This window comes from Flavobacterium sp. CFBP9031, assembly GCF_034044945.1.
In the GTDB taxonomy this organism is placed as follows: Bacteria; Bacteroidota; Bacteroidia; order Flavobacteriales; family Flavobacteriaceae; genus Flavobacterium.
The window spans coordinates 354,253-380,435 of the sequence record NZ_JAXCWF010000004.1 but is presented as its reverse complement, the minus strand read 5'-3'; the positions used below and the strand labels follow the sequence as shown (position 1 = coordinate 380,435).

The following is a 26,183-nucleotide window of genomic DNA, read 5'->3' as shown; positions in this document are numbered from 1 at the left end:
TCGTTGCTCAGGATGACAACTAAATAAAAAAAACTTTGTCAAAGTTTTAAACTTTGACAAAGTTCTATACATAAAGTTCAGCCAACCTGAAACTTGAAACCTGAAACAAAAAAACTTAATATTTCAAATAGTCGTTCACCACAATTTTAGCTTTCAAATCAAACATTAAATTGTATAAACCAAAGAAAGTACGGTTCATGTAAATAAAGTGCTTAGAACCTCGATTTCCGTTCATTTTTTTCAAGTTTGTATCTTCTGAGAAACGTTTTCCTAATTCGGCAATTGCATTAAAGAATTTTTCATCGGCAAAATCGAAAGTTTCGTTTTGAAAAGGTTTTGTAAAAAGCGACAATAAATCATGAAACATTTCGGTGAAATATTCCACTTCTGCAGGCGTGTCATCTTTGCGCAGAATTTCTAATTCGAATAATTTCTCATTGAAAAGCTTTTGGTCTGTAATTACATTTTTATTGATCAATTCGAAATAGGGCGTATAAAAATCTTCTGGGATTTGTTTCATACAACCAAAATCTAAAGCGATTAATTTGTTTTGATCGTCAACCAAAAAATTCCCTGGATGCGGATCTGCATGTACTTTTCGTAAAACATGAATCTGATACATGTAAAAATCCCAAAGCGCCTGACCCAATTTATCACCCGCTTCTTGATCTTTATTTAGGGCCGTAAATTCAGAAAGATGAATTCCCGTCATCCAATCCATTGTTATAATTTTCTCTGATGAAAATTCTGGATAGTACTTCGGAAAAGTAATGTTTTCAATTTTACTGCAAGCATCAACAACTTCCTGACTTTGTTGTAATTCTAAAAAATAGTTGGTTTCTTCAATTAGTTTGTCTTCAACTTCTTTAAAGTATTTATCAGAATCTTTTCCTTGAAGATTAAACATTCTAATCGCAATTGGTTTTACCAAAGCTAAATCTGACGAAATACTATTGGCAACTCCAGGATATTGAATTTTAACCGCCAGTTTTTTATCGTTTTTCTTTGCCAAATGCACCTGACCAATACTTGCCGCATTTACAGAATTCGGATTGAACTCGTCAAAAATTTCGTAAGGTGTTTTTCCAAAATTGCTTTTGAACGTTTTTAAAACCAAAGGAGCAGAAAGTGGCGGAACAGAAAATTGAGATAAAGAAAATTTTTCTACATAAGCTTGAGGCAGAAAGTTCTTATCCATACTCAGCATCTGAGCTACTTTTAAAGCGCTTCCTTTTAAGCTTTTTAGTCCGTCATAAATATCTTCTGCATTGTTCTCATTTAGCTTATCGCGGGTTAAATCTGGGTTTACCATTTTTTCGGCATAATGCTTTACATAGTTTACACCAATCTTAGCACCAGTCTGAACCAATTTTCCCGCTCGTTCAATTTTAGAAGTTGGGATATAATCAATTGTTTTCATTATCTGCTGTGTACTTTTTCTTTAAACAAAAATTTTCCAAAATCAATCAGATGATTCATTGGTGCAACATTCATTAACTCAAATGAAGCGTTAACCGATTTTTCAATAAAAATATCCGTTTTCTCAAAAGCAGGAGATTCATCTTCCATCCAAAATTTAATGGTCATCATCAATTGTAACCAAGAAGATTCTTGAATGGCTTTTTCTTGAAATTTCTGGAATCTTTCTTGCTCTAATCTGTAATCATCTGTTAAAATCTCAGCAACATAGTCTTTGAAACTATTTCGAAGTGTTGTTAACTGAACTAAATTTTTGATTGGGTTTCGATCTATTTTAAGGGATTGCAAAACATAACTTCTGTTGGCTGTCAGGATTTCGAAGAAAGTAAAATAAAAACTCAGCATTTTATTCTTCATATCATATCCCTGATATTCTTCATTCTTGTGAAGAAGATTAACCGTGTTTTCAAAAAACAATCGAAATATTTCTTTTTCTAAACCTTCTAATGTTCCGAAGAAAGTATAAAACTCAGCTTCAGTAAAATCATTTTCTTTGGTAAAATGATAAACCGATTTTGGTTTTTGACCTTTTTCTAAAACTTCTTCCATATATTTTGAAACGATATCATCTTTGGTAATTACCTTTTTTTTAGTCGCCATTTTATTAAAATTTAGAATTTGCCATAAAGGTAAACATTGTTTAAGTACCTTTACTAATCATTAAACACGATACACTGTTAAAAATATTATAAACTATTATGGCTCAAAATGTTCTATTAACAGGCGGAACTGGTTTCGTCGGTAAATATTTGACAGATGTTCTGATCGAAGCAGGTTTTTCTGTATCCATTTTGAGTCGTTCTGATAGAGAAAACAACGGAAGAGTCACATATTACAAATGGGATCTAAAGAAAAACTACATTGACAAAAATGCAGTTCTAAATGCCAATTACATTATTCATCTTGCTGGCGAAGGAATTGTAGAAAAAAGGTGGACCAAAAGACGCAAAAAAGCCATTATTGAAAGTCGCGTAAGACCGGTTGAAATGATCTATTCTATTTTGGAAATGAACAATAAAAAATTGGAAGCCTTTATTTCTGCTTCAGGCATCGGAATTTATGGCGCCATTACTAGTCATAAAATCTGTACTGAAAACACCCCTCCAGCCGATGATTTCCTTGGCATTACTTGTCAGAAATGGGAAAATGCCGCCGATAAAATTGGTTCTTTAAATATTCGAACAGTCAAAATTAGAACTGGAATTGTTTTTGGTAAAAACGAAGGTTTCTTAAAAAAAATGGTTCCCACATTTAAATCTGGATTTGGTGCTGTTTTGGGTTCTGGCAAACAATATCTTCCTTGGATTCATATTGAAGATTTGTGCCAGATCTATTTAAAAAGCATTGAAGACACCAAACTCGAAGGTGCCTACAATGCATGTGTAACCGACAATACCACAAATTCTAGATTTTCTAAAACTATGGCCAAACTTTACGATTACAGTATCTGGATTCCTAAAGTTCCGGCATTTGTATTAAAAATTCTACTGGGACAAATGAGTGAGGCCATCTTAACAGGACAGCGCGTTTCTTCAGAAAAAATTCAGAAAACAGGTTTTGAGTTTCAATTTACAGATTTAGAAAAGACTCTTATTAATTGTATCAAGTAATTCTTATTTCAAAGTCAGCATGGTCTCATCACTACGAATAATACCCGTTAGTTCGGTATTGGCTGTTTTTGCAATTTTCGATGCTATAGGAGTTGGAATATTAATATTAAAATCGGATACTGCGATTGGAAAATCTGAAATTATCTGAATTCCCTCTGGAACTCTTTTAATCAAAGCTTTTACAATAATCTCCTTCGATTTTCCGCGTAGGTTCAGTTTCCCTTTTATCTGATATTCTTTTTCTACTTCATTAATATTTTTCAAATCAAATTTTTCAATCTTGCCTTTAAACACCGCTTTCGGATAGCGATTGCTTTGCATGTAATTTTCATTGAAATGCTCTTGCATTAAGTCCAATTTGAAACGAAAATCTTTGATGATAACAGTACAAATAAAAGTACTTGTTTTAGGTTCTAAAAGTATAGCAACTTGTCTATTTACAGCTCTCACTTCTTCAAACAGAGGAACAGACGCCTCAAAGTTTATTGTTCCCGTATTAGTAAAAAATTTGTCTTGGGCAATGACTGAAAAGGCCGTAAAAAATAAAAATAATAAAGTAGTTGTTTTCATAATCGTCTGCATTTAAACAATTATGTCATTCAATTTATCTGGACTAAGAGAAAATAAAAAATCAGATTCTTAATAATCTGAAAAATCGAACGGCAATACTCAGTGAAAAAATTCCGTAACCCAATAATTATACTTAAAGTTACGGAATTTATGCATGCAAAGTTTTGGTACTTATGCTAAATATTTGTGAATGTTTTTTGTTGTAAAATGAGAACCGTGAAAGGCAAAATGTTTAAGATCTTCCTTTTATTAAAGCAAAAGTTACATTTGCAAAGAACAGAAGTTGAGTTCCTAATAATACACAAATCAAAATCAAGATTCCTGATTCTATTCTTTGATTAAAATTTGAGTCATTTATAACTGACAATATATCTCCCGGAACAATTTCTCTAAAAAATTTAGGCAAAATAAAAACTATAAACAAACCTATTAGGCTTATTAAAACGTGAGAAACTGTCATCCAATTTATTAAAACAAAATTTAGTTTCAGCATACCAAAATAACCCAAAGACAATATTCCACAAAAAAATGAAACAAGAATCATTAAGTGTTTCCAAGAGATTACAAAATAAGTCGCATGAATATTGAGAACAATGGTTTCATTCCCTTTATAAAAGCCATATAGTAAAAGAACTACTATTAATCCTAAAAACACAAAATAAGGTTTGTTCTGTATGTAATTCATTTTCAAAAAAAGACTTTTACATTAACCTTTTACTTCTGTACAAATCTCGATTAAAAAGCCATTTAAATCTCTTGCGTACGCTACAACTTGTCCCCATGGTTTTTCTACAGGTTCTGAAACCATAACTGCTCCAAAAGAAGTGGCTTTCTGTAAAACTTCAGGTACATTCTCTACTATAAAACCAATTTCTATTGCAAAAGGTTTGTCTTCTAAACTGCTTTCGATAAAACCATCAGGTAAATTCTTTGAAGCTAGTTTTTTTGAAGCAAATGAAAGTGTTGTTTCTCCTGTAATTAATTCGCCATAATCGCCATCTGGCGAGACAAATTTTCTCGAAAATCCAAATGCGTTTTCATAAAATGCAATAGATTCTTCGACATTTTCAACGTATAAAATTGTATATCCAAACTTGATCATATTTTCTAGTATTTAATGTATAACTCCTAAATATAAGAAAATTTAGCTGATTTCTAATAGAACATTATATTTTTCTAGGCTTGCTAGATCTTCGATAGAATTTATATTGGCTAATTTTTCGTGTTCTTCAACTTCTTTTCGAACTTCAATATGTTTTATTGCTTTTCTAAAACGACGCACTTCTTGCAAATTAGACAGAATCAATCCTGGAACCTGAACGCTTTTTCCTTCTTTATCTTTGGCAACCATTGTAAAATAAGACGAATTACAATGTTTAATAACTCCTGTCTGAATATTTTCTGCTTCTACACGAATTCCTACGACCATAGAACTTCTTCCGACATAATTGACAGAAGCCTTCATGGTAACCAATTCTCCAACTTCAATTGGTTTCAGAAAGTTTACGGTATCTACTGAAGCGGTTACACAATAATTTCCACTAAATTTTGATGCCGATGCAAAGGCAATTTGATCTAATAATTGTAAAATATATCCCCCGTGAATTTTTCCGCTAAAATTAGTATGCGAAGGCAACATTAATTCTGATATACTAACTTTTGATGATGAAACGGGCTTAAAATCTGTACTCATGTTTTTGTTTTTGGTATTGTTGATTAGTTGTATTCTATATTCTATATTCTATATTCTATATTCTATATTCTATATTCTATATTCTATATTCTATATTCTATATTCTATATTCTATATTCTTTTCTCTTGCTTCTTAGCTCTTTTCTAATTCAATAATTCATTTTCATCTGAATTGATTGCTCTTGCAATAATATTTTCTGGAAGCGCTTTTTTTGCCTTTGCTCCCATTTTCTTTAATCTTTCTACGCTTGAGATAAGATTTCCTTTTCCGTCCACCAATTTATTCATGGCGCTTTCATATTCTGTTTTGGTATCTTTAATTTTATTTCCAATTCGGACTAAATCAGAAACAAAACCTTCAAATTTATCATACAACGCTCCGGCTTGTCTTGCAATCTCCAAGGCGTTTTCCTGCTGTTTTTGATTGGTCCACATGCTGTCAATTGTTCTTAACGTTGCCAAAAGTGTACTTGGCGTTACAATTACAATATTCCGGTCAAATGCTTTTGTGTATAAAGAAGGATCTTCGTTTAAAGCAATTGCAAAAGCAGGTTCCATCGGAATGAACAGCAGTACAAAATCTGGGCTTTCCATATGGTACAAATCGTGATAGTTTTTACTGCCCAACTGTTCCACATGTCTTTTTATAGAGATTACGTGTTCTTTAAGAAATTCTATTTTTAAAAGTTCAGATTCTTCGTTAACCCATTTTTCGTAAGCGGAAAGCGAAACTTTAGAATCGACAATCATTTTTTTACCGTCTGGAAGATTAATGACAACATCTGGCAAAACGCGATTTCCTTCTGCATTGGTAAAACTCTGCTGCACTTCGTATTCCCTTCCTTTCTCTAATCCAGATTTCTCTAAAACGCGTTCTAGAACCAATTCGCCCCAATTTCCCTGCATTTTGCTGTCGCCTTTTAATGCTTTGGTAAGGTTTAAAGTTTCCTTGCTCATTTGCGCGTTCATCTCGCTCAAACCAATAATCTGCTGACGAAGCGCTGCATGATAGTCGATACTTTCTTTATGGGTCTGCTCTACTTTTTGCTCAAAAACCAGAATCTTATCCTGCAAAGGCGTCAGGATATTTTTCATGTTCACGGTATTTTGTTCTGTAAACTTTGCCGATTTTTCTTCTAAAATTTTGTTGGCAAGGTTTTCAAATTCTTTGGTGAATTTTTCTTGAAGTTCGTTGATTTCACTTTTTTGCTCTTTATGGCGTTCCCATAAATTTTCAAAATCTACTTCTTTTTTAGAAAGCTGAATGGCCAAACTATCTTTTTCTGTTCGAATGTTTTCTTTCTCAGCAATACTCAGCTGCAATTGTTTCTGCAAATTATTTTTTTCGTTTTCAAACTGCTCTTTCTGCATTTGCAATTGACCATTTATAGCATTTAATCTTTCCTCAGAAATAGCTTTTTCTGACTGAAATTTTGACGCAGAAAGCATCCTGCCTAAGTATATCCCTATAAATAGCGTAACAACAAATCCTAATAAAAACGGTATATAATCGGTCATAACTAAGTCTATTTTACGTAAAAGTACGCAATAATACGTAGTGCTTAGTTTTTAAAATAGAAATTTCACTAATTCATTCCCAATCCAAACTAAACCAACATTTTATTTCAAAAAAAAAATTCACCTCAACGCAACCTTTTTTTGAAACCCCTATCTACTAAAATATAAACCTATTAAAATAATTATGAAAAAATTAATGCTTGGCTTATTTGTAGCCTTCGGATTCAGCGCCTGTTCTCTCAATGACGGAAATAACTATGTAGATTGCGGTACAAATACAGTTGTAAATTTTACTGGTTTTCCTTTCTCTTGTAATTATACTGAAAAAACATTACAAAATAATCCAGCAGCAATTGTTGTGGGATCTCAAGAAAAAATGAATGAGTATTTCACAAAACATGCGAACAGCTGTCCTGTTGCAAGTGACCCAAATATTGATTTTACAAAAGAATATTTAGTTGGAATTTTTGCTGGTGCTAAACCTACAAGCGGTTACGAAATTGTAATTAGCTCTATTGTAGAAAACAATTGTGAAATCGTGGTAAACTATTACGAAAGAACTCCTGCTGTGGGCGAAAACGTAACTCAAGCTCCTACATACCCAACTGATTTTGTTTTGATTCCGAAAACATCAAAAGGAATGATCTTCAATAAAACTACAGAAAATGCAGATAATATTATTATTGGAAGCTTCAATAACCAATGTTTAAGCTCGGACTGTCAAAAATTCTATCAGATTAATGATTACAACACTTTAAAATTCTTAAATGTTGGAGCAAAACAATATGATTTTGGGCAATACAGATATACTCCAACAATCAAAAGAGGCGAATATACTCTATTATTAAAAGATGTTCCTGCAGAGATTTTGGCTTTAAAAGGACAAACTAAAACATATGGTACTCCTGATGCTGGAGATCAAGGCGGAATTTATTTTGAATTGCGTCAAGGAGCAAGCCTTACTAAGGTTTATATTGACAACAACGACACTGCAGACCAAAGTGCCGAAATAAAAATTTTCAAAAAAACGATTCAAGAAAAAATTACAAGCTTAAAATAATACAATCATGAAGAAACTCTTTTTATCTTTTATTGTCTGTTTTCTTTTTACATCAATGATTTCTGTAAATGCTTCTAGAGAAGAAGCGGCAGGATCAATAATAAATACTTGGATTTGGGAAAAATCTATAGGAGGTTCTAACAATCCTTATGTGGCGACCCCAAAATCAATTGGGTTTAACAAAAAAATCATCTTTACTCAAGATGGAAGGGTTATTACTTATAAAGACAATGTGGAGATAAGAAACAGCGCTTATCAGATAGAGAAAGGAAAAGGGTATTTTGACCAGTCGGAACATGATCTAATTACGTTTGAAGGCAAAACTTACGTAATAGAAAACCTTGACAATCAAAACCTAACAATTGTAAGCAACAGTCAAGACGGTACTCGAACTATTTTTAAAAGATAGTTTTGTAAGCTATTTAAAACTATTTTTGCAAAATCAAATTTGAACCATTTCTTGAAAGACGAGTTAGAAAAATATATCAAACTGTGCATGAAAAATGACAGGGAGGGACAACTGAAAATTTATCAGTTGTTCTCTCCTGTTTTGTATGGTATCTGTTTGAAATATATGAAGAACGAAGATGACGCGAAAGATGTTTTTCAGGAGGCCTTTGTAATTGCGTTTCAGAAAATAGGCCAATATAAATTTGAAGGAAGTTTTGAAGGCTGGCTGAAACGGATTTTTATAAACAAGCTTATCGAGACTTTAAACAAAAAGAAAAAAGAGAGTTTCTTTTTGGATGTTTTTGATCCCGATACCGATTTTGTAGAAGAAGAGGAACTGGAAGCTATTCCGATAGAACAGGAAAAACTGCTGGAATACATTCGGGATTTACCAGATCAATATCGGACGGTTTTTAACTTGTATGTATTTGAAAAAATGAAACACAGAGAAATCGCCGAACTCTTAAAAATCTCCGAAGGGACATCAAAATCAAATTTAAATCGCGCCAAGCATATATTACAAAAGCGAATTTTGAGCATAAAAAATTTTAAAACAGCATGAAGAAGCACAAAATAGAAGATATTTTTTCATCAATGGAAGACTTTTCGAGTGTTCCGCCTCCAGAGTTATGGAGTCAGATTGAAGAAAAACTAGACAAACCTAAAAAGAAGAAGCGAGTTGTTCTTTGGTGGTCGGCTGCTGCATGCTTATTATTAGGGTTGCTTCTGCCTTCAATATTACATTTTACTGCTTCGCCTGAAAATATAAAAATCAACAATGGCGGTTTAGAAAACAGCAACAATAGTGTTGTTTTGGATAAAAAAACAAACGATAATTCTAACAACAGAAATTTAGATCAAAATAAAAATCTTGGCAAAACAGCAGATTCTTTAAACCACAATTCGACAAGGAAAAATCAATTCAATACAGAATCAGGAATTCCAGTTCAAGAAACTTCTGTAGCGGAAACAAATTCTAAAAACGAAACCAATAATAAAGATTCTAAATATAGCACACCAACTCCTGCCAATGTTCCGAATCAATCTGTCGCTTATCAAAACTCGGGTTCATCAGAAGAAAAAGCAATTGCAAAATCTTCTAAAAAATCTAGTACAGGAGTTCCAGCAAATACTCCGAACCAATCTGTTGCCTATCAAAACTCAGGTTTAGCAGAAAATAAATCTATTTTGAAATCTTCTAAAAAATCTATTTTAGAAAACAATGCAAAATCTTCTAATAAAGGAATTTCTGAAGAAAGAGTTGCATTTGGCAAACAAAACAAATTTAATTCGACAGCAAAAAAACAGCTTTCCAATTCGATTTTTGAAGAACAGATTGCTCCAAAAAACAATAAAAATCTTGCTTTCAATAATCAGCGCTATTCTGCAAATAATAACTCTTTTACAAACAGCAATGCATATAATTCAAATAATGGGGTTTCTAGTAAAAATGAGAATAAACGCAATGACAAAGCTGTTATTATAAAAGAAGATGTAAAAATCACCAACAGTTTGAGCAAAACCGATTCTATGCAGTTGGCTGAACTTCAGAATTTAGAAAAAGGAATTTTAAGTCCAGAAAAGAAAAAAGAAGAAAAAGAGAAAAAAGACAATCTTATCAATAAAAAAGAAAGATGGGCTGTTGCCGTTTTTGCTGGTGTTGCAAGTTCTGAAAACACCAAGAACGAAAAAACATTGGGTAACGTAAACGATTCTAAACAATCTAATTCTTATGGTGTAAAAACAAAATACAGCATTAACAAAAAATGGGCTGTTGGTTCTGGTTTGAAAATTAGCGAATTAGGACAAAGTGTTGCCAATGTATCTTATCTATCTGCCAAAAGCAATGCTTTTTTTGCCCCTGATAGTTATCCGGTCGCTTCGTCTAATGCACCAGCCCAAGATTATCTTTTGATTTCAAATAGTACAAAAGAAGCTCTAAAAAGTGAAAATGTGCAAACAGGTAAACTGGATCAAAATTTAAGATATGTAGAAATGCCTCTTGAGGTTTCTTATTCTATTTTTAATAAAAACAAAGCCAGCATTAATTTAAATACAGGTGGTTTTGTGGGTAAATTAATTTCTAATAGTGTGAATTTGGATGGGCATTCTATAGGAGAAAACATGAATGCGAATGATTATGTTTATGGTTCTACTTTGAGCAGTACGGTTCAATATCGTGTGTATAAAAAAACCAATGTTTTTGTTGAGCCTGCTATGAATTATTATATCAATCCGTTAAACAGTCAGTCTTTCAACCAATTCCAATGGGGATTAAATTTTGGTTTGAATGTTTCTTTCTAAAACAAATTTGCAGTAAATTTCAAGAATACTTGAGAATTGAATTTTATGAATTTTACTACAGCTCCTGCTGATTTATCATTAAGCAAAGAAATCGTTTATGATAAGGCTGAATTATTAATAACTTCTGTTGAAAAAGAAAGCGAAAGCGACGAATACAGCGCCTATCGTTTTCTGCTAAACAATAAAAACATTTGTTATCGCGAGGCCAAAATAACTCCAACCAAAACAGGTCAGTTTGTTACTCTATGGAAACGAAATCAAACTGGAACGATAGAACCTTTTGATTATTCTGATGCTATTGATTTTGTAATTGTCAATGTTCGAAAAGATCAGAATTGGGGTCAATTTATTTTTCCGAAGAAAACGCTACTTGAAAAAGATATTTTTTCTACCCAAAATAAAGAAGGAATTAGAGCGACAAGAGTTTACCCGCCTTGGGATGAAACTACGAGCAAACAAGCACAAAAAACTCAAAAATGGCAATTGGATTATTTCTTTTCTTTTACCGATCGAGATCAAATTGATTTAAATGAAATCAGAAAAATATTTGCATAAAAAGCAAGCTGTCTCAAAAGGACAGCTTTTTTTGTAAGCTTCGGAGAAGCGAAATATTTATAGTAAAGTATAAATGTTTACAACAGAAAGCTCCGGAGGAGTGACATGTTTATGTTGCAGAAAAAACATGTCACTCCTCCGGAGCTTTTTTTATTTGTGTTGTTTTAGCTCTATAAATATTTTACCCCGCTGGGGTTTTAGAGAGAAAGAATCTTTCGTTCAACAAAAAAAGCTGTCCCTTTGAGACAGCTTTTTTCTTTTCTTGAAAATCAATTATTTCTTGATGATTTTATCTTTGAAAATTACTTTATTATTTTCTGTAACTGTGTAGAAATAAACTCCAGAAACTAGATTACCAACTGCAACAACTGCTGTACTAACTTCAGATTCATTTTTAACGCTAATTGGATTTCCAATCGCACGACCATTAAAATCGTATAATCTAATTTTCAAATCTCTCCCTAAAGTTGTTTTGATATCAAAATTCAAAACATCTGTTGCAGGATTTGGATATGCTTTTACGAAATATTTATTTTTCCCAAAATCAGGTGTAGAAAGCACGTCTTTTTTCAATTCGAAACGAGCAATTACTGGTCCGTGATCTGAAGTTGTTGTCGTATAATTTGCGATATCATTTCTTGGATCGTAAACTGCAATTGAGTTGGCGATATAATCTTCATTCAATTCGTTTGAAATTAAGATATGATCTAAAAATCCTTGCGAACTTAAGAAACTATATGCTCCAGCCTGACTAATACCTAATGTTAATGCATTGTAATTAGTAGTATCATCTACAAATTTCTTATAAGACGAAGCTGTATTTGCATTTCCAACCCACGCTTTTACATCGTCATTAAAATCTCCTAAAAGAATTAAATTTGCATCTGGATATTCAGCATCTAATGCATCTTTTAGATAGTCAATATCATACTTACGCTGATTGTATTTTGAAATATCAGTTCCGCTGTTTGCACGTGCGTGAAGATCAATCAAGTTAATTTCTTTTTTAACTCCGCCAACATTAGCTTCAACCTGAACCAAATAAGGAAGACGTCCTGATGAGAAAAAACTATCATCGTTTTTTTCTGGAGTATCTGTTCCTGGATAACCTGGTAAAACTACCGTGTTAAAACGAACTTGATCGTATAAATCTTTGAACAAAACTTTTGTGCTTTTTACAGTAGTCGTTTGCGTATTGTAAATTACAACCAATTTTTGAGGTGGGAAATACGGATCTAAAGCTTGGAATGAGTAAGACCAAGAAGTTGAAATTGTTTTATCGAATGTTTTTCCGTTAACACTAATTTTTTGAATTAAAACATCTAGTGCCGGTTCATCTGAAACTTCTTGAACTACATAAACGTCAGCATTTAATTTGTTCATTACTTTAGCCACGTTTTCTATTTGCAACGCATCATTTGTTGGTCCAAATTCTTTACCCGTTTTATCTTTAACATCAGTTCCAAAAAACTCTAAATTATAAGACACCACATCATAAGTATCTTCCTTTAATATAGAAGATCCCGTAAATGAACCAATTTCTTTATTTAGAGAGGTTCCTGTAATAGTTAAAACACCAGAAATAGTTGGTTCTTTTGTTGTTGGTGCAAATCTCGCATAAACTGTTTTTCCTATTAAGGCATCTGCAGAAGAAACAATAATGCTTGACGCAAATGAGATATTATCTCCCGATAATTCATACGAAGCTGGAGCAGCAATAGTAATATCACCATAACCTGCCGCATTAAAAACAAAAGACTGACTAGCAGAAACTGAATTCGGGCTTACATCTGCAAAATCTAAACGCGGGTTAGAATCTACATATTTCGATTCGTCCATAATAGCAAAGTCATCAAAAGACCATTCTGCAGCATTATCAAGTCCGCCAGAAGTAGTTTCGTAAACCCAAGCCAAATACGTATGATCTGTTTTATAAGCGGCTAAATTTATAAACTCAGATTTTGCATAACTTCCTGTAGTTTCCGGAAATTTACCATTTAGTGGTATCCAAATTGCTGTGTTTGGGTCGCTAACTCCATCATAATTGATTGAAACCATTAATTTTAAAGATGGTCCATCATAAAATTGACGAGAATAAAAAGATAATAACGGAATTTGAGTAAAGCCATCTAAACGTAATCTTGGAGAAATTAACCAATCTTTACTTGCTCCACTGTCTGAATATCCATTCATTAAAACCGCTCCAGTTCCAGAATTAACATTTCGAGATTGTGTAGTGTGAGTCCATTGGTTTATAGGTCCTGCTTCATTGTATTGTGACCATTTACTGTTTACAAAAACATTTGGATCGTCAAAATTTTGTACATAAGGATTTACTCCAAAAGCAGTCAAATTAACTGTTTTAGTTGTACCGCCTGTTGTTTCATGAGTTATAGAACCTGTGAAACTGCCAACAGAAGTTGGAGTAAATTTTACATAAACCGTTGGTGTTGCATTAGAATCAAAATCGGCAGGAACAAATGATAAAGATGTTGAGAATGTAGTATTATCCTTTGAAATAGTAAAACTTCCTGATGCAGTAACTACTACATTCGCAGTAAGATCAGAAGCTCCTATTTGGTAGCTTTTTGTTAAAGGATCAAAATTTGGTTCAGTACCTCCTAAATTCAATACAGCAACAGATGGAGAAATCGCAGGAGGCATCACGCTCAGTGTTGTAACATCTGTTTTACTAACTGAATTTTGTAAATTATCATAAGGATCCTCAGAAATAGAGAAAACACTATAAGCAGTATTTAAATTTAATCCTGTAAAACTTTTTACATATTCCTGAGCCGGATTTGTTATATCAAAAAAACCAGATCGCAGTGCTGCGGTTCCGTTTGAATCCTGTCCTGCTTTTATTTGTGCAATTGTTGGTTCTGTACTGCCACCAGGCAATAGTACATAATATGTCTTTCCGATTTCATCTATTTTATCAATAAAATTGAAACTATCACCTAAAACATTAGTTGCCTTTGGATAGCCTGTAATATTAACTGGAGCAAAAAGATCTTTTTCAATATCTATATTATCAATTGCAAAAGATGGACGAGAACCCGCACCTGAAATTTGTCTTGAAATCCATCTAATTTGAATTTCCTCCTGATTATTACATGCTGCTGGTAAAGTTACTTTTATAGTCTGAAGATTTTGCGGTTCGGTAGTATTTCCAGTCTGCAAAACTGTATTATTAGTATAAACTGTCCCTAACAAAGATGTAAACTCTCCAGTTGTTCCAATACGATATTGCAATACCATTTCATTTATTCGGCTTGAAACTGGATTTCCAGGAAGCCCATATGGATTACGAATAGTCATTGCATCATATTTAACCCTCACATTTGTTACTCCAGAAGTTGAAAAGGCAAAACCAATAGTATAATCAACACTTCCAGTGTTTAAAAAGCCTAGTTTACCATCATAATTATAAACATTCCCCGTACCGGATGCAGCAGACGCTGGCAAATTAGATGCAACAGCTGCCAAAACTGCATTGGCTACAGGCGCAATAGTTTTAAAATTGGCTCCTGGTTGCCCCGTAACTGTCCATCCCTGAAAACCCACAGGGTATACTGTAGTAGTTCCAGCTACTAATTCCTCAAAATTTTGCGTGTAAGGTATTGAACGTTTATCTGGCATTGTCTGTGCACTTAGCACCAGACAGTAGAAAAAACTTAAAAAAGTCATTACATGACGAAAAGAGTAATTGTTTTTCATACGTTAAAGAATAGAGTTTTTAGAGTTCAAATTTATTGTCTTTAAAATTAAGCTAATGTTACAAAACCATAAACTTAATGTTTGGTCATTTATCAATATAATTCAATAAAACTTAACACAATCTTAAAGATAATAAAATAAAATCAATAAAAAACACCTAACACAAAACATTATTCAAAACATCAGTTACATCAAAAAACCTCACAAACGCCCGTCTTTCCTACAAATTCAGCTTATTTTAAACAAAAAAAGCAGTAAACTTTCGCTTACTGCTTTTTTCAATTGTCTTGTTATTTACTCTAAAAAATAATTAGACAGCTGTATAACCACCATCGGCTATAATATAACTTCCTGTTGTGAAAGAAGATTTTTCAGAACTTAAAAAAGTTACCAATTCGGCAATTTCTTCTGCTGTTCCTAAACGATTCATTGCAGATTTTGCCGCAACGGCCTGCATCATTTCTTTATTTAAATTGTCTTTTAAAAGAGCTGTTTCAATATAACCTGGTCCAACAGCATTGCATCGAATATTTTTTTGTGCATATTCTACTGCTATATTCTTTGTTAATCCAACCACGGCATGTTTAGAAGCGGTGTAAGCTGGACTAAGTGGAGCCGCAACTTGCCCGTGAATTGAAGCGATATTAACGATGCTTCCTCCTCCATTTTTCTCCATTTGTTCTAATTGGTAACGACAGGCATAAAAAACACCATTTAAATTTAATCCTATTACCTTATCCCAAGCCTCCGGATCATATTCTCCTGTTAGTTTGGCTGGTCCTCCCATACCTGCATTATTACACGCGATATCCAGACGACCATATTTAGAAACTGTCACCTCAACCATATGTTTATTATCAGCTGCACTCGACGAGTCTCCTTTTACGAAAAAAGCTTCTCCACCCTTTTCTTTTATATTATTTACGGTTTCTTCACCGTGTTCTACATTTATATCCGATACTACTACTTTTGCTCCTTCTCGAGCGTAGGCTTCTGCTACCGCGCGTCCGATTCCTGATCCTCCGCCAGATACAAAAGCTACTTTATTTTCTAAAAGTGCCATTTTAAATATGTTTTTAAATTGATACCTCTAATTTACGAAGATCTCAACCGATACCGAAGTTTTAAAAAGAGTTTACAATAACATTAACGCGAACCGCTAATCTTATGTTATTTGACATTAATTTGACTCCTTTTTGCTTAAAATTTCGTATTGTCTTATTCCTCTTCATCCAATTTCATATTTCCACGATCTTTATGATTATCTGGATGTGAGTTTGGATATCGATTGGGTGTTATATCAGAATTGCGGTCTTTATTCTCCACCGTTTTTTTGGCCTCATCCTCTGTTTCCACTCCACGATTTGCATTTGCATTATCAGGATTTACTTGATGAAGCGTTTCATTAATATTTTCATTTTCGTTTCGGGCTCTTTCCACAATTTTTTTATCCCCATCGGTATCGGTTACCAACTCCTTATTCAATTTGGCATCTTTTAGTTCTTTATCGTGCGAAACGTTTTTTCCTTTAGATTCATCAATATCCTTTTGCGTTCCGTTTATCTTTTTTGTTCCTAAATTATTCGTTTCCATAACAATATCATTTTTAGATTTAAATGATAATATTACGAATTCTAACTCCAAAAAAATTACGACTTAAGATTGCATATCTTTTATAATTGCCATCTCATTTTTTATTTATTACCTTTATTCAAAGCAACTTAAGACTTCATATTATGAATTTCTTCAAAATCAAAACCAGCTGGTCCAATTCCGAATTTATCTTGATTAAACTTTGCATGGCTTCTGTTTATATTTTAGTCGGAAGTTATTTTCATGAATTTTTTAAAAACTACTATCCTATTTTAATTGTCATTTTTGCTACAACCGTAATTTGGTTTGTGTACCAATGGCTGAAAAAAATGAAATCTCAAAAGCCGTAATCGGTTTTAATTTTAAGAAAGGAACTATCTTTGCAAAAAATTAAAAATGCACCAACACTTCATTCTTTTTAAACCTTACGGCTACTTAAGCCAATTTATTTATGAATTAAAAAGAAAGAAAAAGCTTTTGGGCGAATTGCATGATTTTCCCGAAGGAACAATGGCAATTGGAAGATTGGACGAAGATTCTGAAGGTCTACTTTTATTGACAACTGATGGAATGGTAAGCGAACAAGTAAGAAGCAAAAAAGTAGACAAAGAATACTACGTTCAAGTTGACGGCGTCATTACTGCCGAAGCTATCGAGCAATTGCAAAAAGGTGTCGAAATTGGTCTTGATGGCGGAAAATACAAAACAAAACCCTGCTCTGCTTTTATCGTTACTGAAATTCCAGATTTTGGACCAAGAGCCAAAAAAATTAGAGACGAACGACATGGCCCCACTTCTTGGGCTTCTATTACTGTAAAGGAAGGAAAGTTTCGTCAGGTTCGAAAAATGACTGCTGCAGTTGGTTTTCCAACGCTTCGTCTGGTTCGCGTTCGAATAGGAAACGTATATTTGCAAAACCTAAAAGCAGGTGAAGTTTTGGAAGTTTCCGATTTTCAATTAGAGAATTAGATAATTAGACAATGTGACAATTAGATAATTCTAAAAAACTCATAACTCATAATTCATAACTCAAAAAAGATGTTAAACGTTGTTCTTGTAGAACCAGAAATACCAAATAATACTGGAAATATCGGCCGCTTGTGTGTGGGCACAGAAAGTCGTCTTCATTTAATTCATCCTTTCGGATTTGTAATAAACGACAAGAATCTAAAACGTTCGGGATTGGATTATTGGGTTCATCTTGATGTTACCGAATATCAAAATGTAGAAGAATGGATTTCACAGATTCCAGATCATTCTCGAGTATTTTTAATGAGTTCGCATTCTGATAAATCTTATTTAGAAAACGAATTTCAAGATGGTGACTGGTTAGTTTTCGGAAAAGAAAGCGTTGGTTTAAGCGCAGCATTTATGGCGAGATTCGAAAATCATTTAACGATTCCGATGTCACCGCTTATTCGCAGTTTTAATATTGCTAATTCGGTTGCTTTTGTAGTTGGTGAAGCGAAGAGACAGATTCGGCTGAAGAAATAATCTCGATTTCCTGCAAGGTTTTCAAAACCTTGTAGGTATTTATATTTTTAGTTAAGATCTGAAGTTGAGACCTACAAGGTTTTGAAAACCTTGCAGGACAGCCGAAATATTAACTCACAATAAACTTCCCTTTTTCAGCATCAAAAACAATATTTTCATCTTTGAACAAATTGCTGAAACTTCCGTTTGAAATTAAATTACACGGCTGATCTTGCACTATATTTTCTGGCGTCATCATAATCATTTCATCGCTTAACTGAATGGCCAAATCGATATCATGTGTCGAAAACAAAATACATTTTTGCGTTTCTTTTGTTAGTTTCTTTAATAACTTAAACAAGGAAACTTTATGCAGTAAATCAAGATGTGTTGTAGGTTCGTCTAGAATAATTAACGGCGTATCTTGTGCCAATGCTCGTGCAATTAAAACTTTTTGTAATTGTCCGTCGCTAATTTGAAAATGTTTTTTTGAAGCCAAATGTTCGATTTGTGTCAATTGCATTGCTTCCTGAACTTTTAGAATATCTTCGTTAGACAATTTATCAACCCAATTGGTATAAGGCTGGCGCCCCAAAGCAACTAATTCAAAAACAGAAAGATTACTTGGCGGTAGCTTTTCGGTTAAAACCAAACTAAGATTTTGTGCCAATTCTAAAGGCTGATAGTCTGAAATATTTCTTTCGTTCAAATAAACATTTCCCGATAAAGGCTTTTGAATTCCAGTAATCGTTCGGAGTAAAGTTGATTTTCCAATTCCGTTTGCCCCTATCAAAGTGATTAATTTACCCGCTTCAAGATTAAGATTAAGATTCTCAGCAATAGTCGTCACTCCTTTCTTGGATTTGTATCCAATGTTTAAATCCGATGTTTTTAAGATATTTTTCATTTTTGAGATTCTAAGTTACTAAGATGCTGAGGTTCTAAGTTTTTTTTTCTAAAAACAAAATCCTTTTAATCTGTGGCTAAATAGTATTAAAAATTTCTTTTTCTAACTAAAAGCCAAATAACAACAGGTGCACCAATTATAGACGTAACGGCATTTATTGGAAGTGTAACGTCAAAGCCTGGCATTTGCGAAACAATATCACAAAATAGCATTATTATCGAACCAAAAAATAAAGTGCTCCAAAACAAAATAGTATGATTACTGGTCTGAAAAGTCAGTTTTGCAATATGAGGAACTGCTAAACCCACAAAAGCAATTGGTCCTGCAAATGCTGTAATCGCTCCAGACAAAATACTCGTTGCAAAAATGATAACTAATCTGGCCTGCTTAAAATTCAATCCCATGCTTTTTGCATAATTTTCTCCAAGAAGCAAGGCGTTTAATGGTTTGATACTTTTGGCGCTTAAAACCAATCCAATTCCAACACAGAAAGTTAAAATTGTAATGGTTGTCCAAGAAAGGTTTCCAAGATTTCCCATTGACCAAAAAGTAAATTTCTGAAGTTGTTCTGCCGTACTAAAATAAGTTAAGACACTTACGATTGCTGTGGTAAAACTTCCAAACATTAAACCCACAATCAAGATTGCCATTGTATCTCGTAATCGTTGCGAAACAACTAAAACTAAAAAAAGAACCAAAGTACTTCCTAAAGTAGATGCCAAAACAATTCCGTAAGAAGACAATGCAATTACACTTAAAAAAGAAGGCAGAAACCCTGCTCCTAAAATTACAAAAGCCACACCAAGACTTGCACCAGAACTTAATCCTAAAACATAAGGTCCAGCAAGCGGATTTCGGAACAAAGTCTGCATTAAAAGTCCGCTTATTGAAAGTCCCGTTCCAACTAAAACTGCCGTAATCGCTTTTGGCAAACGATAATTAATGATAATATATTCCCAAGTTGATTTTGCAGCATGACCACCTGTTAAACTGGCAAAAACATCTTTCAACGGAATTGTAACCGATCCTAAACTAATGCTAGCAAAAAACATTAATAATAGACCTAAAGCCAGAACGACAAATAAAATGGTATTTCGTGTTTTACTCACCAAAACTAATTCAGTTTAGAAGCAAAAGTAAACTCGTAGCTCGCCAGTAAATCGGGATGAAAGATCTTAATGTAGTCTTTCAAAACCAAATCTGGGCGGCTTGGCGCTAATTCGTAATAAACCGTTCCGCCTGTTGCTCCCATTTTACCTTCAAAATTATAAACACTTTTATTTTTAAAAGCATCAAATTCAGCATAATGCGGATTTGCTTTTTGCAATTCATCCATACTTTTAAAAGATCCAGAAGCAATCCAAACATTCGCATCTTTTGCTTTGTCCAAAACTTTTTCAAAAGACAAACCTTCGCTTCCAGTTCCTTTCAAATCAGCCCATAAATAATTGGCTTTTGCATCTTTCATAAACTCTGCCACCCAACTATTCCCTTTGGCAACATACCAAACATCTTCGTACATAGAACCGTATAGCACTTTTGAAGTTGCTGGTTTATCGCTAACTAATTTTTTCGCCTGATTGTAGCTTTCTACAATTTTATCAAACAATTCTTTTGCTTTTTCTTCTTTTCCGAATAAAGCGCCGTAAAGTTTAATCCATTCTGCTTTTCCTAGCGGAGATTGTTCCATCCAATCACCTTGAATCAAAACATTTAAACCGCTTTTCTTAAGATTATCCAGCATCGGGTTATTGTTATCTACACCAAACGTAACAATCAAATCTGGGGATAATTCTATTAATTGTTCGATATTCAGTTTTTCATTTTGTCCAACGTTTTTTACAGAACCTTTGTCAATTAACGCTCTTGTTTTTTCCGAAGAAATATAATCAGTATGTGGAAATCCGACCAATTTATTCTCAACTTCTAACATTTCTAAAAAAGGAATATTTGTAGTTGAAGTTACAACAACACTTTCTAGAGGAACTTTTATAGCAATATATTTATTTAAACTATCTGGAATTTGTACGTCTTTTTCTTTTAAAATGTAAGTAAATTTCGTCTTAGCATTTGGCCATGGATTACTCACATTTACAATCGAATAGCCTTCGTTTTTCACAATCGAAAGTCCAGAAGCAAATTCGATACTTTCTTTGGCAGTAGCAGATTTTACAACATCTTGCGCTTCATTTTTTTTACACCCGATTAGGATAAGTAGTACAAAAACGACAGGTAATTTATGGAAAAAATATTTCATATTTTATGTTTTGTGTAGCCACAAAGGTAAATTAATTTCTATTTTTTTTGTTTACCTTTATTCGTACAAATTTAAACAAATAGCCTTTTATTTGATGAATGCACCAAAAACAAAAATCTGCTCCAGTTGTGAAACCGCTTTTTCATGCGGAGACACTTCACCCGAAAACAAGTGTTGGTGTAATGATTACCCACCCATTTTCAATCTTTCTGAAGGAGGCGATTGCCTTTGTCCTGTGTGCTTTAAGGAAGCCTGCGAAGATAAAATTGATGCTTATGTCGAAACCGTAACTCCAAAAAAGGCTCTTAATAATAAGGCAATGCTATTGCCGAAAAACGACAATTTAATTGAAGGAATTGACTATTATATCGAAAATGGCAATTACGTTTTTAAAGCTTGGTTTCATTTAAAAAGAGGAACTTGCTGCGGAAACAACTGCCGACATTGCCCGTTTTAATTGTTAATTATAAATTGTTAATTGTAAATTATGAAAAATAATATTGTTCGAAATAAAAGTTTTGATTTCGCTGTAAGAATTGTCAAACTATATCAATATTTAAATAATGATAAAAAAGAATTTATTCTAGCAAAGCAACTTTTAAGATCTGGAACGAGTGTTGGTGCAATGATTCGAGAAGCAGAACACGCCGAAAGTAAAAGCGATTTTATTCATAAATTTGCAATTGCTCAAAAAGAAGCTAATGAAACTGTCTATTGGCTGGAATTATTAAAAGCAACTGATTATCTTAACGAAAAGGAATTTCAAAACATTTCTAATGATGCGATTGCTATATTAAAGTTAATTACTAGCATACTTAAAACTTCCAAAAGTCAATTAAACATAAAAAAATTAACAACTAACAATTAATAATTAACCATTATATAAAAATGCTTTACTTAATAACTGGCGGCGAGCGTTCTGGAAAAAGCGGGTATGCTCAGAAATTAGCTTTAGAACTTTCCGACTCTCCTTTATATGTAGCGACTGCTCGAAAGTGGGATGCAGATTTTCAAAACCGAATTGATCGTCATCAGCAGGAAAGAGACGAACATTGGACCAATATTGAAAAAGAGAAATACTTAAGCGAAATTGATTTTTCTGGAAAAACGGCCTTAATTGACTGTGTAACGCTTTGGTTGACTAATTTTTTTATTGATACTAAAAACGATGTGGAGCTTAGTTTGGAAGAAGCAAAAAAAGAATTTCTTGCCATTGCCAAACATGAAAATGCCAATATCATTATTGTAACAAACGAAATCGGAATGGGCGTTCATGCAGAAACTCACATAGGGAGGAAATTTGTTGAACTTCAGGGTTGGATGAATCAATTTCTTGCTGCAAATGCCGATCAAGTTGTGCTGATGCTTTCGGGAATTCCAGTTAAAATAAAAGGGTAACAATGGCAAAATTCAATGTCAATTTCAAAAATCAATAAAACAAATTCTGAATTTTTAAACTTCAAATTCCAATATCGTGAAGTATCTTTACATAAAGAGTAAATTGATATTGATATTGATATTGATATTTGAAATTGAAAATTATGAGTAATTTAGACGATATATTAAAATCCCGCCGAGACACACGACATTTTACAGCCGATAAAGTTCCAGATGAAGTAATTGAGAAAGCTTTACAAGCTGGGCATTGGGCACCTTCTGTCGGATTGACCGATGCTACAAGATATTTTCTGATTAAGTCAGACGAGGTTAAAACGTCTATTAAAAAACTTTTTTTAGACTATAATAAAAAAGCCGAAGAACTTACCGATAATCCTGAACAGAAAGAACTTTACAGATCACTAAAACTCGAAGCAATCGAAGAAGCACCCATCGGGCTCGTCATTGCTTACGACCGTTCGGTTCTCAATCAGTTTACGATTGGAACAATTGGCAGTAACGAAGCAGTAAAATTCAGCTCGGTTTGTGCCGCGCAAAACATTTGGCTTTCGCTGACAGAACAAGGTTATGGAATGGGCTGGGTTTCGATTCTCAATTATTATCAGTTTAAAAAAATCCTTGATTTACCCGAAAATATAGAACCTCTGGGATATTTCTGCATCGGAAAACCAGCCACCAATTACAACAATCAGCCAATGCTGCAGCAATTGCATTGGAAACAAAAATCGGAAGCGCCTATTTGCACTGAAATCAAAGAAATTCATCAAATAAATGTTCCAGATTTTGATTTGAAATCAGAAAACGAAATCGGAAACAAATCTGATTTCAATACACTTTTACAAGAAAAAATAGATTCAAAAACAAAACCTGTAGGTTCTTTAGGCACTTTAGAATCTCTGGCCTTTCAAATGGCAACGGTTTTTGAAACTTTAAATCCGAAAATCGTAAAACCAAATATTGTCGTTTTTGCAGCAGATCACGGAATTGCAAATCATGGCGTAAGTGATTATCCGCAGGATGTTACAAGACAAATGGTCAATAATTTTCTCGATGGCGGTGCAGCAATAAACGTTTTCTGCAAACAAAACAATATTGAGTTGTCTATTGTAGATTCAGGCGTCAACTATGATTTTCCAACTAATGCCAAATTAATCGATGCTAAAATTGCAAAGGGAACGCAGTCTTTCCTCCATGTTCCCGCAATGAGCGAATCGGAAGTTCATTTCTGTTTTGAGAAAGGAAAATCGATTGTTGAAAATATTGCAAAATCTGGTTCAAACTGCATTGGTTTTGGCGAAATGGGAATTGGAAACACTTCAACCGCTTCTGTTTTAATGAGCCTTTTAACCGGCTTCCCTATTCAAGAATGTATCGGAAAAGGAACTGGAGTTGAAAACGAAAAACTGCTTCTAAAACAAAATTTACTCCAAAAAGCATTAGATAATTATTCTGGTCAAGCCGAATTAATCTCGCAACTTTCCTATTTTGGCGGTTTTGAGATTCTTCAAATGGCTGGCGGAATGATCGCTGCTTTTGATCATAAAATGCTAATTCTCGTTGATGGTTTCATTTGTACTGTGGCCTATTTAATTGCTTTTAAAATAAATCCGAACATCAAACAAAATGCTGTTTTTTGCCATTGCTCTGCTGAAAAAGCGCATTCGGAATTGCTAAATTATTTAGAAGCTAAACCTATTTTAAATCTCGATTTACGTTTGGGAGAAGGAACAGGCTGTGCTGTCGCGTTTCCTATTTTAAAATCGGCTGAAGCTTTTTTGAATGAAATGGCGAGTTTTGAAAGTGCGGGGATAAGTCGCAAATAGTTTTGTATTTCTAAAAAACAATTATGTTTCATGGTGATTTATTCTCATTTTTGTCATTTCGACGAAGGAGAAATCTCAGCAAGTAACTCCGTCCAAACAGACGCCAAGCTTTGTCGAGCTTCTCGTGGAGATTTCTCCTTCGTCGAAATGACATACTAAATGGAAAACTAATTATATAAATGAAAAAAGAACTACATATTTTCTTCACCTGTTTAATGTTTTACACCAGAATTCCGTGTCCAAAAAACATTACACATCATCCAGATTATTTAAATAAAGCCACAAGATATTTCCCATTTATTGGTTGGATTGTTGGGAGTATTTCCTTTCTGGCTTTTTATCTTTTTTCATTTTTTCTTTCAACGGAAATTGCTGTTATATTGGCAATTATTGCTTCTATCTTAACTACCGGTGCCTTTCATGAAGACGGATTTGCCGATGTTTGTGATGGTTTTGGCGGAGGTTGGACCAAAGAAAAAATCCTAATGATTATGAAAGACAGCGCTATTGGCGCTTATGGAGCAATCGGATTGGTTTTACTTTTTCTACTAAAATTCAAACTGCTTTCAGAATCTATTTTATTATTCAACGATTATGATTCTATAGCCGTTTTAAAAATTTACCTCTTGTTCATTTCTGCTCATTCACTAAGTCGTCTGGCAGCAATAAGCATTATTTTTACACACGAATATTCGCGCGAAGATGCTTCTAGCAAAAGCAAACCAATTGCGAAACAATACACTTGGAAAGAAGTTTTTGGATCATTCTTTTTTGGTTTAATTCCGTTGATTGTATTTTCTTATTTTGATTTAAAATTTCTTCTGGCTATAATTCCCGTTTTTATAACTCGATACTTTTTAGCTCGATATTTTCAGAAATGGATTGACGGTTATACAGGAGATTGTCTTGGCGCAACACAACAAGTTTGCGAAGTGATATTTTACTTAAGCATTTTATTTTTATGGAAATTTATCTAGTTCGCCATACCGAAACCATCTGCGAAAAAGGAATCTGTTACGGACAATCAGATGTTGATATTGCAGTTCCATTTGATGAAATTTTCGGCAGAATTATTTCTGAACTTCCTTCGGAGGCAATAATCTTCTCTAGTCCGTTAAAGCGCTGTGTCATTTTAGCAAAACATATTCAAGAAAATATTAAAACCATTTCTTATTACGAAGACGAACGTTTAAAGGAAATGAATTTTGGCGATTGGGAATTGAAAAGCTGGAACGAAATTCCGTCTGAAGAACTCAATCCGTGGATGGAAGATTTTGTAAATATCAAAGTTTCAAACGGAGAATCTTTTGTTGAATTACATGAAAGAGTTGGCATTTTTTTATCTGATACCATTTCAAAAATAAACCAGCCAATTGTTATTGTAGCCCACGCCGGAATCATTAGAAGTATTTTATGCCATCAGAGTTCACTGCCATTAAAAGAAGCTTTCAATAATAAAGTTGATTTCGGAGAAGTTATAAAAATCGATTTTTAATGCAAATAATTTATAATTTTCCATGAAACGTAAAAGAAATTTGAATAATCAGTATTTTTAACTTTATCTTTGCAGCAAATTAAGGTTGTGTTTTTAATTCAAAAACACATTAAAAGGGAATCAAGTAATTTCTTGAGCTGTACCCGCAACTGTAAGCTAAGTTCACAAAAATGAATGCTTGCTGTAACTACATCACCACTGTCACGCCCTGCGTGATGGGAAGGTAAACAGCAAGACGCAAGCCAGGAGACCTGCCTTTGTAACAATTTATCGAGCTC

Annotated in this window: 28 protein-coding genes and 1 riboswitch; of the genes, 15 read left to right on the top strand and 13 right to left on the bottom strand. The window is 33.5% G+C overall.

What is annotated here, in order from left to right:
* Positions 1–115 precede the first annotated feature (115 nt).
* Both SOM12_RS09540 and SOM12_RS09535 read right to left on the bottom strand, forming a co-directional pair.
* Positions 116–1,420 carry an ABC1 kinase family protein gene (locus SOM12_RS09540; protein WP_095929547.1) on the bottom strand — a complete coding sequence of 435 codons (1,305 nt, stop codon included), beginning with the start codon at positions 1,418–1,420 and terminating at the stop codon, positions 116–118.
* A complete protein-coding gene (locus SOM12_RS09535) occupies positions 1,420–2,079 on the bottom strand; it encodes a TetR family transcriptional regulator C-terminal domain-containing protein (protein WP_095929546.1) in 660 nt (219 codons plus the stop codon). Before SOM12_RS09535 ends, SOM12_RS09540 begins: the two co-directional genes overlap by 1 nt.
* 98 nt (positions 2,080–2,177) lie before the next feature.
* Here SOM12_RS09535 and SOM12_RS09530 point away from each other — a divergent pair, with 98 nt between their 5' ends.
* Positions 2,178–3,089, top strand: coding sequence for a TIGR01777 family oxidoreductase (locus SOM12_RS09530; protein WP_095929545.1), 912 nt, complete (start codon positions 2,178–2,180; stop codon positions 3,087–3,089).
* A 3-nt stretch (positions 3,090–3,092) separates the two neighbouring features.
* On the opposite strand, the gene SOM12_RS09525 is transcribed toward SOM12_RS09530, so the two are convergent.
* From SOM12_RS09525 to rmuC, 5 genes are all read right to left on the bottom strand, one after another.
* On the bottom strand, positions 3,093–3,659 hold the full coding sequence (locus SOM12_RS09525) for a YceI family protein (RefSeq protein ID WP_172426887.1): 567 nt from the start codon (positions 3,657–3,659) through the stop codon (positions 3,093–3,095).
* Between the two features lie 232 nt (positions 3,660–3,891).
* Positions 3,892–4,350, bottom strand: a complete 459-nt coding sequence (locus SOM12_RS09520; protein WP_141248135.1) for a hypothetical protein — start codon at positions 4,348–4,350, stop codon at positions 3,892–3,894.
* 15 nt (positions 4,351–4,365) lie between these two features.
* Entirely contained in the window at positions 4,366–4,761 is a 396-nt protein-coding gene (locus tag SOM12_RS09515; RefSeq protein ID WP_095929542.1) for a VOC family protein, read from the bottom strand.
* A 42-nt stretch (positions 4,762–4,803) separates the two neighbouring features.
* The gene (locus tag SOM12_RS09510; protein ID WP_095929541.1) at positions 4,804–5,352 is read right to left on the bottom strand and encodes an acyl-CoA thioesterase; all 549 of its coding nucleotides are present in this window, start codon (positions 5,350–5,352) and stop codon (positions 4,804–4,806) included.
* 144 nt (positions 5,353–5,496) lie between these two features.
* Positions 5,497–6,870, bottom strand: coding sequence for a DNA recombination protein RmuC (rmuC, locus tag SOM12_RS09505; RefSeq protein ID WP_320493222.1), 1,374 nt, complete (start codon positions 6,868–6,870; stop codon positions 5,497–5,499).
* A gap of 184 nt (positions 6,871–7,054) precedes the next feature.
* Between rmuC and SOM12_RS09500 the strand changes: the two genes are divergently transcribed.
* From SOM12_RS09500 to SOM12_RS09480, 5 genes are all read left to right on the top strand, one after another.
* Positions 7,055–7,930: a protease complex subunit PrcB family protein gene (locus SOM12_RS09500; protein WP_095929539.1), complete on the top strand. Its 876-nt coding sequence runs from the start codon at positions 7,055–7,057 to the stop codon at positions 7,928–7,930.
* A gap of 7 nt (positions 7,931–7,937) precedes the next feature.
* Positions 7,938–8,339: a hypothetical protein gene (locus SOM12_RS09495; RefSeq protein WP_095929538.1), complete on the top strand. Its 402-nt coding sequence runs from the start codon at positions 7,938–7,940 to the stop codon at positions 8,337–8,339.
* 87 nt (positions 8,340–8,426) lie between these two features.
* Positions 8,427–8,942 carry a sigma-70 family RNA polymerase sigma factor gene (locus tag SOM12_RS09490; protein WP_320493221.1) on the top strand — a complete coding sequence of 172 codons (516 nt, stop codon included), beginning with the start codon at positions 8,427–8,429 and terminating at the stop codon, positions 8,940–8,942.
* Positions 8,939–10,684 carry a hypothetical protein gene (locus SOM12_RS09485; protein WP_320493220.1) on the top strand — a complete coding sequence of 582 codons (1,746 nt, stop codon included), beginning with the start codon at positions 8,939–8,941 and terminating at the stop codon, positions 10,682–10,684. Before SOM12_RS09490 ends, SOM12_RS09485 begins: the two co-directional genes overlap by 4 nt.
* A gap of 45 nt (positions 10,685–10,729) precedes the next feature.
* Entirely contained in the window at positions 10,730–11,239 is a 510-nt protein-coding gene (locus tag SOM12_RS09480) for a MepB family protein (protein WP_320493219.1), read from the top strand.
* 273 nt (positions 11,240–11,512) lie between these two features.
* Here SOM12_RS09480 and SOM12_RS09475 read toward each other — a convergent pair whose 3' ends face one another.
* From SOM12_RS09475 to SOM12_RS09465, 3 genes are all read right to left on the bottom strand, one after another.
* Positions 11,513–14,959: a T9SS type A sorting domain-containing protein gene (locus SOM12_RS09475; protein WP_320493218.1), complete on the bottom strand. Its 3,447-nt coding sequence runs from the start codon at positions 14,957–14,959 to the stop codon at positions 11,513–11,515.
* 310 nt (positions 14,960–15,269) lie between these two features.
* Positions 15,270–16,022 carry a glucose 1-dehydrogenase gene (locus SOM12_RS09470; RefSeq protein WP_320493217.1) on the bottom strand — a complete coding sequence of 251 codons (753 nt, stop codon included), beginning with the start codon at positions 16,020–16,022 and terminating at the stop codon, positions 15,270–15,272.
* A 155-nt stretch (positions 16,023–16,177) separates the two neighbouring features.
* A complete protein-coding gene (locus tag SOM12_RS09465) occupies positions 16,178–16,552 on the bottom strand; it encodes a hypothetical protein (protein WP_320493216.1) in 375 nt (124 codons plus the stop codon).
* A gap of 143 nt (positions 16,553–16,695) precedes the next feature.
* On the opposite strand from SOM12_RS09465, the gene SOM12_RS09460 reads away from it, so the two are divergent.
* From SOM12_RS09460 to SOM12_RS09450, 3 genes are all read left to right on the top strand, one after another.
* A complete protein-coding gene (locus tag SOM12_RS09460) occupies positions 16,696–16,902 on the top strand; it encodes a hypothetical protein (protein WP_320493215.1) in 207 nt (68 codons plus the stop codon).
* A gap of 46 nt (positions 16,903–16,948) precedes the next feature.
* Entirely contained in the window at positions 16,949–17,521 is a 573-nt protein-coding gene (locus SOM12_RS09455) for a pseudouridine synthase (RefSeq protein WP_095929530.1), read from the top strand.
* 69 nt (positions 17,522–17,590) lie between these two features.
* The gene (locus SOM12_RS09450; protein WP_320493214.1) at positions 17,591–18,046 is read left to right on the top strand and encodes a tRNA (cytidine(34)-2'-O)-methyltransferase; all 456 of its coding nucleotides are present in this window, start codon (positions 17,591–17,593) and stop codon (positions 18,044–18,046) included.
* Between the two features lie 109 nt (positions 18,047–18,155).
* Here the strand turns inward: SOM12_RS09450 and SOM12_RS09445 are convergent, their stop codons facing one another.
* From SOM12_RS09445 to SOM12_RS09435, 3 genes are all read right to left on the bottom strand, one after another.
* Positions 18,156–18,932 (bottom strand): ABC transporter ATP-binding protein, encoded by a 777-nt coding sequence (locus SOM12_RS09445; RefSeq protein WP_320493213.1) that lies wholly within the window; start codon positions 18,930–18,932, stop codon positions 18,156–18,158.
* Between the two features lie 86 nt (positions 18,933–19,018).
* Positions 19,019–20,044 carry an iron ABC transporter permease gene (locus SOM12_RS09440; protein ID WP_095929527.1) on the bottom strand — a complete coding sequence of 342 codons (1,026 nt, stop codon included), beginning with the start codon at positions 20,042–20,044 and terminating at the stop codon, positions 19,019–19,021.
* Between the two features lie 2 nt (positions 20,045–20,046).
* Positions 20,047–21,189, bottom strand: a complete 1,143-nt coding sequence (locus SOM12_RS09435; RefSeq protein WP_320493209.1) for an ABC transporter substrate-binding protein — start codon at positions 21,187–21,189, stop codon at positions 20,047–20,049.
* Between the two features lie 94 nt (positions 21,190–21,283).
* Here SOM12_RS09435 and SOM12_RS09430 point away from each other — a divergent pair, with 94 nt between their 5' ends.
* From SOM12_RS09430 to cobC, 6 genes are all read left to right on the top strand, one after another.
* Entirely contained in the window at positions 21,284–21,646 is a 363-nt protein-coding gene (locus SOM12_RS09430) for a DUF5522 domain-containing protein (protein ID WP_320493207.1), read from the top strand.
* A 30-nt stretch (positions 21,647–21,676) separates the two neighbouring features.
* On the top strand, positions 21,677–22,057 hold the full coding sequence (locus SOM12_RS09425) for a four helix bundle protein (protein ID WP_320493205.1): 381 nt from the start codon (positions 21,677–21,679) through the stop codon (positions 22,055–22,057).
* A gap of 20 nt (positions 22,058–22,077) precedes the next feature.
* Positions 22,078–22,587, top strand: a complete 510-nt coding sequence (cobU, locus tag SOM12_RS09420) for a bifunctional adenosylcobinamide kinase/adenosylcobinamide-phosphate guanylyltransferase (protein ID WP_320493203.1) — start codon at positions 22,078–22,080, stop codon at positions 22,585–22,587.
* 143 nt (positions 22,588–22,730) lie between these two features.
* A complete protein-coding gene (cobT, locus tag SOM12_RS09415) occupies positions 22,731–24,410 on the top strand; it encodes a nicotinate-nucleotide--dimethylbenzimidazole phosphoribosyltransferase (RefSeq protein ID WP_320493202.1) in 1,680 nt (559 codons plus the stop codon).
* A 179-nt stretch (positions 24,411–24,589) separates the two neighbouring features.
* The gene (locus SOM12_RS09410; protein ID WP_320493200.1) at positions 24,590–25,387 is read left to right on the top strand and encodes an adenosylcobinamide-GDP ribazoletransferase; all 798 of its coding nucleotides are present in this window, start codon (positions 24,590–24,592) and stop codon (positions 25,385–25,387) included.
* Positions 25,372–25,905 (top strand): alpha-ribazole phosphatase, encoded by a 534-nt coding sequence (gene cobC, locus SOM12_RS09405; RefSeq protein ID WP_320493198.1) that lies wholly within the window; start codon positions 25,372–25,374, stop codon positions 25,903–25,905. The genes SOM12_RS09410 and cobC overlap by 16 nt, the downstream gene beginning before the upstream one ends.
* A gap of 65 nt (positions 25,906–25,970) precedes the next feature.
* Positions 25,971–26,178, top strand: a riboswitch (cobalamin riboswitch).
* The last annotated feature ends 5 nt before the right edge of the window (positions 26,179–26,183 follow it).